Raw genomic sequence first — 12,223 nt, 5'->3', positions numbered from 1 at the left:
GTTCTTTTTGATCATTATAACATACAAAATAATTAGGGGGTTTTAAAATGCCAATATTTTCTTTTTTGTTATTTGTTTTTATAAGCAGCTTCACACCTGGCCCTAACAATTTCTTAGCTATGACATACGCAAATCAACACGGATTAAAGAGAAGTATAAATTTTTGCTTTGGAGTAGCATTCGGTTTTTTCATCCTCACTTCTTTATGTAGTTTCTTTAATATTGTATTAATTAATATTGTACCTATAATTGAATTGCCTTTAAAGATTTTAGGTGTCGCGTATATGCTATATTTAGCCTTTAAAATAATCACTAGTAAAGGCAGTGCAGAACCCGATGAAAAAAATAATAAAAACTTATTTACAGTGGGTATTTTTCTTCAATTTGTTAATCCAAAAGGAATATTATTTGGACTCACCGTAGTCTCTACTTTTATACTCCCTTACTACAACTCATATTCAATTTTTCTACTTTTCTCATTATTCCTAGGTATAGTTGGTTTACTGAGTACATTTAGTTGGAGCCTTTTTGGTTCCATGTTCCAAAAAATTTTATTAAAACATAATCAATTATTTAACATCATTATGGCTGTTTTATTGATTTTCAGTGCTATTTCAATTGTTATTCACTAGCTATTAACTCATTCTGGATGCTTTTTATCCTCTTTTCTGTATACATCACATCAATATTATAATAATCTTAAAATGTTTTTATTAATAATCTATTTCGTAGTTTCACAATTTATGGATTGGGACTACGAAGTAAACTAGAATGTTTCTCACTAGATAATATTAATTTTGTTGTGTGCCGCTAGCTTAATAAAGTTCTTCAACATTATTCGCTTTAGTATTATACGATTGTAGGCAAAATGAAAACAATAAGTCTACAACATAGGTATTTTAAAATCTTTTTATAATTATAAAGAAAAAATACCGTATAATATAAATTACTGCTCTTTAGGAGGATCACAATGGCTGATAAGTATAAATTTTTAATTCTCATTGTTACCGCATTTTTTTCATTCTTTTCTTTAATAAAAGATTTCCGCAACACTTCAAAAAGTTTCTTTTGGGGTAGTTTTTTAATTCTTACAAGCTTCATGATACTATTAATACATGCTCTAGATTTAACTCAAATACTTATTTATCCAAAGCAAATTGCGCTTGAATTTATTACAATACCACGTAAATTATTTTTGCCATCTGTCACTGAGGCCGCCAGTTTCCCTACAACACTAAGATAATAATTTGATTACGAGCTCTTTTTTAACCTAAACATACCATATACAAAATCCAACCTTAATCACTTAATTACTGATAAGAACCTAACTTATAAAACGCATAATAATTATACTCATTTACTAGTATACAAGCCGTATCTCTTAGTAGAAGCACAGCATAGAATACGATACAGGACAAAACCTTCAAAAAACTTGTCTGAGTTAATTCTCAAAAAGGGGTGAATATAAATGCCTATCGTTAAACCTTTTATAGCTGGAAGACGATTTGTAAGTACAGCAGCAACAGGAACTGCTGCTGGAGCAGATTTAACTTTTGCTAACACAGACTTCACTGATGACACTGGCGCTGTAACAACATTCCCTGCTTCTTATGCCTTTTTAACACTTTATATTAATGGTGTTATTCAAACAGGTGATACTATTACTGGTGTGACTACTACAGCTGCTACTATTGTAGGAGGAGCAGTCCTAGATGGAGGCACTCCTATTGCAATTGAATTTACTATAACGTAACTTGATTTATCTTTTTAGAGGTTTCATTAAAAGAAACCTCTAATTTTAAAAATTCACATCAATTTTAGTAGCAATTACATATAGTACATTGCATATACTAGATAGAATGATAGGAACTTATACTCACTCACAAAAAGAGCACTTATCTATAGTGACCTTTTATATGGCACAATAATTCTTCTCCTATTTGCTCTTAGAGAACCTACTAAGCAGTTAGCTAATTTAGCTAACTGCTTTTTCCATATATTATTTATAGCTTTATCCGTAATAGTAACGCTTGTGCACTATCTACTATAAATTTTCATATATTGTATTATGATTGTCCAAAACGTGAAGTTAATACTCACGCAATCTAAATACAAGAAAGGAGTGAAAATATGCGCTCATCAATTCGTAAATTCGCTAATTTTAATTGTGAAGCACAAGCACCTAGTACACTACCTGCCCTAGGTTTTGCCTTCAATGCTACTTCACCTCAATTTGCAACATTATTTACACCACTACTATTACCTAGTACAGGCCCAAATCCTAACATTACTGTCCCTGTAATCAATGATACAATTAGTACTGGAACTGGTATTAAAATTCAGATAGCTGGTATTTATCAAATTAGCTATACATTAACAATTAGCCTTGATAACGTTCCGGTAGCCCCGGAAGCAGCGCGCTTTTTCTTGACATTAAATTCATCGACTAATGTTATTGCAGGATCCGGAACCGCAGTCCGTTCTAATATTATCGGAACTGGTGAAGTCGATGTATCAAGTGGTGTCATTCTAATTAACTTAAACCCTGGTGATGTAATTCAAATTGTCCCCGTTGAAGTAATAGGTACAGTAGATATTCGTTCTGCAGCGTTAACAGTTGCGCAAATTCGTTAATAAAGTGAAACTTTAATCAGCCCTCACCAATCGAACTTTTACGGGCAGCCCGGCCCTCACCTAACTTCTTTGCTTCCACTGAATTTTGAGGTGGGGGCCTTACTGCCCGGCAAATAGCGGGATAAAAACAAAAGACTTGGCTAACTAACATTTAATGTTCCTTATACACACTAAAATATATTTTTATAGATTTGACACACATTTATATTAAACAAGCATATTTTATTGTATGTTGACTATATAGTCATACAAATCTAAAGCGTTCATAAAAGCACACTTATATGTGTGCTTTATTTTTAATTAAAACCTACAACATTCTCAAACAATATCCATATATTATCTTGATTTCTCTCTAAATATATAGTTTGTCTCAGAGCGCTATACTGCGCTCTTTTTATTTAAATCCCAATTTTTAAAGTTCGATTTTATGATTTACGTTATACACATGCTCCGCTACTTTTGAAACAAGGTATACATCTAGAACACTTCAGTCATAAAGATATGTTCATAACATTAAATCGCTATTCACATGTTTTGCCTGGAATGCAGGAGGATGCTGTTAAAATATGTAGTGAAAGACCATTAGAATAATAATATTTTCAAATATAAAAAAATGCGGTTTCTCCTCTCAAGAGAAACCGCAACATATCAATGCTTTTACTATATTTTAAACTGACTCGTATACAAATCAAAATAGAATCCTTTATCTTCCATGAGAGATTCATGATTCCCTCTTTCTAAAATATTTCCATCTTTTATAACAAGGATTTGATCTGCCTTTTCAATTGTTTTAAGTCGATGAGCGATCACAAAACTTGTGCGACCTCTCATTAAATTATTTAGTCCTGCTTGTATTTGTAATTCTGTTCTTGTGTCAATATTAGATGTCGCTTCGTCGAGAATTAATATATCTGCATCTGCTAAAATTGCTCGTGCAATCGCAAGAAGTTGTTTTTGTCCTTGACTTAAATTCGATCCTTCTGAAGCAATTTCTGTTTCATATTGATTTGGCAAATGCTTAATAAAAGAATGTGCAGATGCTGCCTTAGCTGCAGTGATGACTTCTTCATCACTAGCATCTAAGCGTCCATAACGGATATTATCCATAATCGAGCCTGCAAATAAATACGTATCCTGTAAAACTACTCCTATTTTACTTCGTAAAGAATTAATATCATAATCTTTTATATCTTTTCCATCAATATGAATTTGTCCTTGCTGTATATCGTAAAAACGAGTTAACAAATTAATGATTGTTGTTTTCCCTGATCCAGTCGGACCAACTAAAGCAATTGTCTCTCCTGGCTGCGCTTTAAGACTTACTTCTTTTAAAATCGTTTTATTTTCTGCGTAGCCAAATGAAACATTCTCAAGTACAACATGCCCTTGTAAATTTTGTACAACAAATGCGTCTTTTTTATTTTGAATTTCTGGTACCTCATCCATAATCTCAAAAACACGTTCTCCACCAGCAACTGCTGCTTGAATTGTATTCATTAAAGTCGCAAATTGACTTAACGGTCTTGAGAATTGACGAGAATAATTAATAAAAGCCGCAATAACACCTATTGTTGTCATTCCGTTTAAGACCATAACTGATCCAGTCCCAATGACAAGCCCCATACCTAAGTTATTAATAAAGTTCATACTTGGAAAAATAAAAGCTGAAAATGTATCAGCCTTCGTAGCTGAAACTCTTAGCTGTTCATTAATTTTATTGAAATTTTGTACAGTTTCTTTTTCTTTTCCGTACAACGTTGTAACATCCGCACCTGTAATTGCTTCCTCAATAAATCCATTTAATTCACCTAAATCTTTTTGACGCTTCGCAAAGTTTTTACCACTATATGCAACTAGTTTTTTTGTAACGTAAAACATAATAGGTACTGTAATTAAAGTTACAATTGCTAAAATCCAATTTAAGGCGAACATCGCAATCGTTACACCTATAAAAGTTAACGCTGATGAAATAATTTGTACAACACTTTGTGTCAAAGCTTGGTTCAAATTATCTATATCATTTGTCACACGGCTCATTAAATCACCTTGAGAACGTACATCAAAGAACCGTAAAGAAAGCGTTTGGATTTTCTCAAAAATATCTTGTCGTATTTTTTGAATTGTTTTTAATGCAACGTTAATCATGACAAACGTTTGTAACCATGTTAAAAGTACCGTTACACCATAAATCGCGATAAGTAACATACACATTCTTGCTGTACCACTTAAATCTTTCGGTACAATATATTGATCTATAATGACTCCCATAAAATATGGACCTAATAATCCAAGTAATGTAGTAACAACTACTAGAAATATAACAAACATAAGAGCAGCTTTTTGATAGCCCATATAATTCCATATCCGCATTACAGTTCCTTGAGCATTTTTAGCTTTTCCCATCTTTGGCGTGTTTCTTCTACCTTTATTAGCAAATTGTCCTTGAAAATTACGCATGTTCTTCCCCACCTTCTTTATACAAATTACCACCTTGGGAAAGATAAATTTCCTGATAAACCTCACTTTGTTCTAACAATTGTTCATGTGTACCATTACCAACTAATTCACCATTATCTAATACAAGTATTTTATCCGCATCCATTATGGAAGAAATTTTGGACGCAATTAATAAAGTCGTTGTGCCTTTATATTTTGTTTTTAAAGCTGTTTGAATAGTAGCCTCTGATTTCGCATCAACTGCTGATGTAGAATCATCTAATATTAGAATCGGTGGTTTTCTCACAAGTGCTCTTGCAATTGATACACGTTGTTTTTGTCCACCTGATAGATTTGTTGCACCTTGTGTTAAATTATATTGATAAGATTCTTCCAGCTTATTGATAAACTCAGTCGCACAAGCTGATGCAGTTGCTACTTCCAGCTCATCGTGTGTTGCATCTTCTTTACCATAACGTAAATTCTCTTCTATACTACCTGAGAACAACAACGCCTTCTGAGGTACAAAGCCTATTGAAGCACGGAGTTTTTGCAAATCATATGTTTTAACATCTATTCCATCTATACATATTTCACCTTGATCCACATCATATAGACGTGGTAACAGTTTCGCTAAGGTTGATTTACCACTTCCAGTCGATCCAATAATCCCTACTTTTTCACCTTTTTGTATGCTAAACGAAATATCTTTTAAAACATATTCATTATTTTTCGTATAGCTATAACTAACATTTTTAAATTCTATATTCCCCTCGATTTTCTCAGGTTCAATCGCATTCGCTTCGCTTATAATATCAACTTCAGTATTTAACACTTGCTTTACACGATCCGCAGATGGAAAAGCTCGCGCAATTTGAATAAATACCATGCTAATCGACATAAGTGACATTAAAATGATATTCAAGTAATTAATAAATGCCAAAATCGCTCCTACTTGAAGTGTTCCACTGAATACTTTTTCTCCACCAATCCATAATGTTGCAACAATCCCGCCACTTACAACTAGCATAATGATTGGCATCATTAAAGAAATAAGTTGCACAGCTCGAATATTTATCTTCGTTAAATTTGTATTTACATTTCCAAATTGAGCGATTTCATATTTTTGTCTTACATACGCTTTTATAACACGCACACCAGATAAATTTTCTTGTAACTTTGTATTCACTTTATCTAATGCCTCTTGCACCTTTTTAAATGTACCACTTGCTTTACTTGCAATTAAAATAATTGCAAGTAATAAAATTGGAACAACTACAAGTAATATTGGAAATAACTCTCGCGCTGTTACAAAAACAATAATTATACTTCCGATAAATAACAGTGGGCCACGAACGAGAACACGTAATGTCATCGTCATTGCCGATTGAATAGAAGTGATATCATTCGTCACAATCGTTAATAATTTACCTGTTCCAAATGAATCACGATTATTACTAGAAAATGTTTCTATTTTCGCAAACACATCTTTTCTTATGTCTGTAGCGAAATTAACAGCTGCTTTTGTAGAATACATCATACACCCAAGCCCTCCAACTAAACCGAGTGCTGCTGCCCCTATCATAAGAAGCCCCATTTTTATTACATAATTTAAATCCCGATTTGCAATCCCAACATCAATGATATGTTGCATAATAGTCGGTTGAATTAAGTCCATCGCAACCTCAAGTACCATAAATAGCGGTCCAATAATAGCGAAGAACATGTATGGTTTTAAATACTGTAATAACTTACGAAATGATTTCATACATAATCTCCTTTTCCCATGAAATTACCACTGAATAATTCATATCCCTCCTTATTTAAGCGATATATTTTGTAATTTCTTCATTACTTCTATTATATTATGTAAATTAATATTTAACATTATTAAATGATAAGCATTAATGACTTTCTGGTCAATAAATGTGCTTTATATTATGTAAATACAAAAACCGCATTCTTACTGAAAAGAATACGGTTTTTCATCTATATTTCTTCAATTGTAAAATTTAAAAACTCAGTCTCAAATCCCTTATTTTTAGAAGGACTACACGTGTAAAAACCTATTTTAATAGGCTCATTCCCTATATCCTCCATTAAATGAGTGATTCTTATTTGTTCCCATTGATGGCTCTTTTTCACATATATTGTATAATCACCACGTTTTCGAATAATTCGAAAACGAATTTGTTGCTTAGCTTCTTCAGTTGGATAATCTTGCGTTGACCAGTCAGAATATCCATTATTCGTTACGACAGCACCTAAGTGAGATGGCCCTTCAGGGATATATTCTAAAGATGTTTTTAGCCAACAGTTCTCCGAAATCATAACAAAAAGACCTGCTTGATCGAATTTTGAATTTGGATTCATACGTAACTGAACTTCAGCTTGAAAGTCTGTCATCATCTCATTATAAAATACATGACCATTCATTACTTCAAAACCATAATGTGTTTTAAGCCAAAAATCAGTTTCTGCTTTCGAACGGACAATAAACGCATGATTGTCATTAATCTTATAGTATTCAGGTACATTCATTATAGTGAGTTGCTCAATACGTTCTGGTATATACGATATATAAAGCATTTATATAGACATTTAAAACTCCGCTAATACTGGGAATTTATAACCTTTAAAATCTAACTCTTTATCACTTCGAACCATTAAATACTTACTAGACTGTAATTCTGTAAACTGTACATCCTCAATCCCTAATTGATCTGGAGAAAAATAAAATTCGATTTCCGTAAACCTTTCATTGATTTCTCCACATATTTCATCTAAAACCGGAAGTACTGGCGCAAATACTCCAAATAATTTCAACTTTTCATTGTCTACTTCATAAACGATTAAAGCATCTAGTTTCTCTGAATAATACAATTTCTCATTCCATTCCGAGTCATACATATTCAAATAAAATGAAGGACGGAAATTTAAAGTTGAAAAATTATTTGAAAGTCTTTGGCCACTATCAATAGTTTCATGTATTAACTGTCTATTCTCTACATTATAGTAATCTAATTTTTTAAGTAGTGAATCGTTATTATTGTTTTTATCGTATGGTATAGTCATCAAATATTCCTGCACAACTTTAAATCCAAACGCTGTATATAGTTCAGGTTTTTCCGTAAACAATAATGTACATTCACATTTCTTATCGATTTCTTCTATCATTTTACCCATTAATTGTTTCATTAGCCCTTGTCTACGGAAATTAGGATGTGTCATTACTGATTGAATACCCGCCGCATTTATTTTTTCTCCATTAATTAATAATGGGAGTGAAAATGCCGCAACATTTGCAATCACTTTATCTTCTTGTAAAAATGATAAAGCTTTATATGTATCATCCCAATACCCTTTATCCGAAAAATCATTCAATGTTTGAGTTGTAATTTCAAACACTTCTTCAAATAAAGGAAATAACTGCTCTCTTTTCGGTTCTTCTATTAGAAGACTTGCCATTTTTTCAACATTCCCCATGTTGTACCTCCAAATGTTAAATTCCATTAAATTAGATATACTTATATGACCTACTCTTAAAAATAGAGGTCTTACCAATCAATATACTATCATAAAACATAAAAAAAAAGTCTAATTAATTTTATGTTTTGACTATTTGAAAATAAGTCGAATAAAACAATATTAAGATTTTTGGATATTAATTAGTTTATTATATAAAAATAGCGCTTTCTAATTAGCTTTTACTAATAGAAATACACTATTTATAATAAAATATTTTTAGTCTTTTATCCCTTCAAGTCTTTCCTTCGTATTAATTTCTTCTCCACTTATACGCTTTTCAAAAGACTTTCTCCAACTACTTGAAAGTGCATTTACTTCTAATATCCTTTTTATCCCTTCAATATTTTGTTTTTCCTTGTGCATGATACGGTTAGCAAACGCTACTGAAACACCTTTTGGATCAGACTGTAGTCTTTTTAATGTATCGACTGATGATACCCATCCTTCTTTTAATACGCGAAAATAGAATCCTGTATATCCTGTTTCTTGAAAATATAGTGGTAACTTTGGAATATTATATTTTTTTGCTAATTTAAAACAAGGTTGCCTTGGTTGTGTTACCTGTACGATTGCCTGTCCTAGCTCAAACGTATCACCAATACAAACATCCTCTTCGCGCATACCACTAACTGTTATATTTTCTCCAAAAGCCCCATATACAAGATCTTGATTCAATTCTTGTTCCCAGTATGGATAGTGATCACCAGTATAAACACAAACTGCTTTATCTACTCCTCCATGATGAACTAAGTCCGCCTGTCCATCTCCATTAAACTTTACAAAGGATAAATATACCGGTTCCTTTACTTGTTTCTTATTTATGCCTGTATGAATTACTTTTCCGCCGTATGTAACCTCTTTTGGTAATCCTATATTTAAAGATAATAATCGATATTCATTAGCCATTCTATTTCCTCCTTTAAAGGTGTTACATGTATTTTCTCTCGATTAATTTTTACAACCCTCTCTGCTATATAAAGATGATTATAAAACCTCTAAAATCATTGTTCAATTCAATTTTTTATATAATAATGATAGGTATAACCTATTATTATACTTGAGGTGATTTCAATCGAATTACGACAACTTGAATACTTTTTAGCTGTTTCAAAAGAATTACATTTCACAAAAGCAGCTGAGAAATTAAATATTTCACAGCCTTCACTAAGTCAACAAATACGTGCATTAGAGCATGAAGTAGGAATGCCACTTTTCGATCGAATTGGTAAAAAAATATCTTTAACTGAAGCAGGGAAGATTTTATTATCACATTGTAAAACCATTTTTCATGAAGTCGAACAAGCTCGTTCAGCCCTTCAAGACCTAAACGGATTACAGCAAGGTTCCTTAACAATAGGGGCTTTGTTAACCGTCGTAAATTATTTACTACCACCAGCTATTTTAAATTTCAATAATTTATATCCCAATATAGAGCTTTCTGTATTAGGGCTTCGTACAGGAGATATTCGTGAAAAATTATTACAAAACGAACTAGATATCGGCATTACATTTCTCCCGGTGCAAGATAAAGAAATTATCTCCATCCCTCTATACAAAAGCGACCTTACATTGGTCGTGCCAACTGGTCATCGATTAGCTAAACGTAATCATGTATCTATTACTGAACTACAGAACTACCCTTTAATTCTTTTACCTAAAAATTTCTTTTTAACCGAACTAATTACATCTCATTGTCAAAAATTCAACTTTAGACCAAGACCAATTTTAGAAATTAGTACGATGGAATCTTTAATCCAAATGGTTTCTAAAGGAATGGGAATTACAGTGTTACCACAACCATATATAGACTTTTTACAAAATAAAAACATTCAAGCTATTAAAATAGAAAACCCTACTCCAATAATTGAAATAGGGCTTATTTATAGAAAAGATAAATATATGTGTGCTGCCACTCGAGAATTTATTGAGCAACTACAAATCACAGTACGTTCTTTCCAAAACTAAACAAAAGAGATTGTCCTATGAAATCGTTTCACAACGATCTAGTAGAATAATCTCTTTTCAAAAAAGTAAACATTGCATGTAAACTCTTATAAATTTTAATGTACCTTTTTAGATATTGGAATATATTTTGTAAAATATGCACCAACTAGCAATAATACAATTGAAAATAACCAAGTAAAAACACCGCCAAAATGAAACCAATATGCAAACATATTTAATATTGCGAGTGAAAAGAAACAAATAGAAGTTAGCGCACTTTTCAATCCTTTTATCTCGGATTTTTTTCTCTTTTGATAAGCAATATACATCGCAATAACAAGAAAAAAGATAAGAACAAATGGTAACATAACTTTTAGCATTGGTAATCCCTCCAGTGTATATGCACTCTTTATATTACCATCTTATCCCATTTATCTTTTAGGCATCAATTTATTCTTATCTTCCCTCCAAAAGTCAGTATAAGTTTTATTTTTAAAGTTCACATTCACCTCAGAAAACGGCATACTTCCTCCAACTTTCAATGAGTACAAACCGGGAAATCATTAACGATTCCCCAATTTTTCAAACTATATTAAAGTATCCCCTTTTCCACTAAAGTCTCTGCGATTTGAACTGAATTCCAAGCCGCACCTTTCAATAAATTATCGGAAACAATCCAGAGGTGGAATCCGTTTGGCGTATCAGGATCTTTACGTATTCTTCCGACAAATGTATCTATTTTCCCTTCTGCATATAATGGCATTGGATACAGCTGTTCACTAGGGTTATCCTGCAAAATAACACCTGGTGCATCCATTAATACTTCCTTAATTTCCGCAACGGTTGCTTCTTTTTCCAGTTCTATATAAACCGATTCTGAATGCCCTGATACGACTGGAACACGTACACAAGTAGCTGCCATTTTCAAGTTTTCATCTTCTAATATTTTCTTCGTTTCTTGAATCATCTTTACTTCTTCAAAAGTAAAATCATTGTCTGTAAATATATCTACTTGAGGCAGTACATTAAACGCTATTGGATAATGTTTTTTATCTTTTTTCGCCGGTAATATATCACTTTTCACTTCTTTACCAGCAAGCATAGACTTAGCCTGCTCTTGTAATTCATGAATCGCATGAATGCCAGAACCCGATACAGCTTGATATGTTGAAACGATAATTCTTTCTAAACCGAATGATTTTCGAATCGGCTGAAGTGCAGTTACCATCTGTAATGCTGAACAATTTGGAACTGCAATAATACCTTTATGCCGCTCTAAAGTATGCGCATTCACTTCCGGAACAACGAGCGGTACACCTTGTGCCATTCGGTACTCACTTGTGTTATCAATTACAATCGCACCACTAGAAACTGCATGAGTTACAAATTGTCTAGATACTTCTCCCCCAGCACTAAAAAAGGCAATATCTACACCTTCAAAGCTAGTTGTTTTTGCCTCTTGTATAATTATCTCTCGTCCTTTGAATCTTACTTTCTTACCGGCGGATCGTTTTGATGAAAGCAATGTAACTTCAACTATATTAAACTTCATTTCATTCTCTAACAGTTCAATAATTTTTTGCCCTACCGCACCTGTAGCCCCAACAACAGCTACATGATAGCCCTTTTTGATCATCTTTTCTCCTCCAATATCACTTGAATGAATATTTCCACAATTTTA

Annotated in this window: 12 protein-coding genes and 1 pseudogene; 5 read left to right on the top strand and 8 right to left on the bottom strand. The window is 32.4% G+C overall.

The features are described from left to right. The first annotated feature begins 47 nt into the window (after positions 1–47). The 4 genes from BCG9842_RS11375 (at position 48) to exsF (ending at position 2,634) form a co-directional block, all read left to right on the top strand. Positions 48–632, top strand: a complete 585-nt coding sequence (locus BCG9842_RS11375; protein WP_001121279.1) for a LysE family translocator — start codon at positions 48–50, stop codon at positions 630–632. A 338-nt stretch (positions 633–970) separates the two neighbouring features. After that, on the top strand, positions 971–1,243 hold the full coding sequence (locus BCG9842_RS11370; RefSeq protein ID WP_000774122.1) for a hypothetical protein: 273 nt from the start codon (positions 971–973) through the stop codon (positions 1,241–1,243). Positions 1,244–1,468: 225 nt separating this feature from the next. Further along, positions 1,469–1,753 carry a DUF4183 domain-containing protein gene (locus BCG9842_RS11365; protein WP_001123247.1) on the top strand — a complete coding sequence of 95 codons (285 nt, stop codon included), beginning with the start codon at positions 1,469–1,471 and terminating at the stop codon, positions 1,751–1,753. Between the two features lie 377 nt (positions 1,754–2,130). Beyond that, complete coding sequence (gene exsF, locus BCG9842_RS11360) at positions 2,131–2,634, top strand: exosporium protein ExsF (RefSeq protein WP_001257874.1); 504 nt, start codon at positions 2,131–2,133, stop codon at positions 2,632–2,634. 660 nt (positions 2,635–3,294) lie between these two features. On the opposite strand, the gene BCG9842_RS11355 is transcribed toward exsF, so the two are convergent. From BCG9842_RS11355 to BCG9842_RS11335, 5 genes are all read right to left on the bottom strand, one after another. Continuing rightward, positions 3,295–5,091: an ABC transporter ATP-binding protein gene (locus tag BCG9842_RS11355; RefSeq protein WP_001243568.1), complete on the bottom strand. Its 1,797-nt coding sequence runs from the start codon at positions 5,089–5,091 to the stop codon at positions 3,295–3,297. Beyond that, positions 5,084–6,838, bottom strand: coding sequence for an ABC transporter ATP-binding protein (locus BCG9842_RS11350; protein WP_000834778.1), 1,755 nt, complete (start codon positions 6,836–6,838; stop codon positions 5,084–5,086). Before BCG9842_RS11350 ends, BCG9842_RS11355 begins: the two co-directional genes overlap by 8 nt. Positions 6,839–7,059: 221 nt before the next feature. Further along, complete coding sequence (locus BCG9842_RS11345; protein ID WP_000965798.1) at positions 7,060–7,659, bottom strand: DUF1349 domain-containing protein; 600 nt, start codon at positions 7,657–7,659, stop codon at positions 7,060–7,062. A gap of 12 nt (positions 7,660–7,671) precedes the next feature. Next, entirely contained in the window at positions 7,672–8,556 is an 885-nt protein-coding gene (locus BCG9842_RS11340) for a GNAT family N-acetyltransferase (protein ID WP_000528682.1), read from the bottom strand. Positions 8,557–8,814: 258 nt separating this feature from the next. Continuing rightward, on the bottom strand, positions 8,815–9,504 hold the full coding sequence (locus tag BCG9842_RS11335) for an MOSC domain-containing protein (protein ID WP_001263005.1): 690 nt from the start codon (positions 9,502–9,504) through the stop codon (positions 8,815–8,817). Between the two features lie 156 nt (positions 9,505–9,660). Between BCG9842_RS11335 and BCG9842_RS11330 the strand changes: the two genes are divergently transcribed. Then, positions 9,661–10,563, top strand: a complete 903-nt coding sequence (locus BCG9842_RS11330; RefSeq protein ID WP_000623400.1) for a LysR family transcriptional regulator — start codon at positions 9,661–9,663, stop codon at positions 10,561–10,563. Between the two features lie 95 nt (positions 10,564–10,658). Here the strand turns inward: BCG9842_RS11330 and BCG9842_RS11325 are convergent, their stop codons facing one another. The 3 genes and pseudogenes from BCG9842_RS11325 to BCG9842_RS11320 form a co-directional block, all read right to left on the bottom strand. Next, a complete protein-coding gene (locus BCG9842_RS11325) occupies positions 10,659–10,922 on the bottom strand; it encodes a hypothetical protein (RefSeq protein ID WP_000921855.1) in 264 nt (87 codons plus the stop codon). Positions 10,923–10,973: 51 nt separating this feature from the next. Further along, positions 10,974–11,090: pseudogene (locus tag BCG9842_RS30960) on the bottom strand (C45 family autoproteolytic acyltransferase/hydolase); the annotation flags it as partial. A gap of 44 nt (positions 11,091–11,134) precedes the next feature. Continuing rightward, entirely contained in the window at positions 11,135–12,178 is a 1,044-nt protein-coding gene (locus BCG9842_RS11320) for an aspartate-semialdehyde dehydrogenase (protein WP_000591706.1), read from the bottom strand. Between the last annotated feature and the right edge of the window lie 45 nt (positions 12,179–12,223).

Origin of the sequence: Bacillus cereus G9842, assembly GCF_000021305.1 — a bacterium.
In the GTDB taxonomy this organism is placed as follows: Bacteria; Bacillota; Bacilli; order Bacillales; family Bacillaceae_G; genus Bacillus_A; species Bacillus_A thuringiensis_S.
Note: the sequence above shows the minus strand (reverse complement) of the source record. Positions and strands in the feature narration are given on the sequence as shown.

Bases quoted from the DNA above. Each gene is read 5' to 3' on its own strand.
- exsF (WP_001257874.1), top strand. From the start codon at position 2,131: ATGCGCTCATCAATTCGTAAATTCGCTAATTTTAATTGTGAAGCACAA.
- BCG9842_RS11340 (WP_000528682.1), bottom strand. From the start codon at position 8,556: ATGGGGAATGTTGAAAAAATGGCAAGTCTTCTAATAGAAGAACCGAAA.
- BCG9842_RS11325 (WP_000921855.1), bottom strand. From the start codon at position 10,922: ATGCTAAAAGTTATGTTACCATTTGTTCTTATCTTTTTTCTTGTTATT.
- BCG9842_RS11335 (WP_001263005.1), bottom strand. From the start codon at position 9,504: ATGGCTAATGAATATCGATTATTATCTTTAAATATAGGATTACCAAAA.
- BCG9842_RS11350 (WP_000834778.1), bottom strand. From the start codon at position 6,838: ATGAAATCATTTCGTAAGTTATTACAGTATTTAAAACCATACATGTTC.
- BCG9842_RS11320 (WP_000591706.1), bottom strand. From the start codon at position 12,178: ATGATCAAAAAGGGCTATCATGTAGCTGTTGTTGGGGCTACAGGTGCG.
- BCG9842_RS11370 (WP_000774122.1), top strand. From the start codon at position 971: ATGGCTGATAAGTATAAATTTTTAATTCTCATTGTTACCGCATTTTTT.
- BCG9842_RS11355 (WP_001243568.1), bottom strand. From the start codon at position 5,091: ATGCGTAATTTTCAAGGACAATTTGCTAATAAAGGTAGAAGAAACACG.
- BCG9842_RS11345 (WP_000965798.1), bottom strand. From the start codon at position 7,659: ATGCTTTATATATCGTATATACCAGAACGTATTGAGCAACTCACTATA.
- BCG9842_RS11375 (WP_001121279.1), top strand. From the start codon at position 48: ATGCCAATATTTTCTTTTTTGTTATTTGTTTTTATAAGCAGCTTCACA.
- BCG9842_RS11365 (WP_001123247.1), top strand. From the start codon at position 1,469: ATGCCTATCGTTAAACCTTTTATAGCTGGAAGACGATTTGTAAGTACA.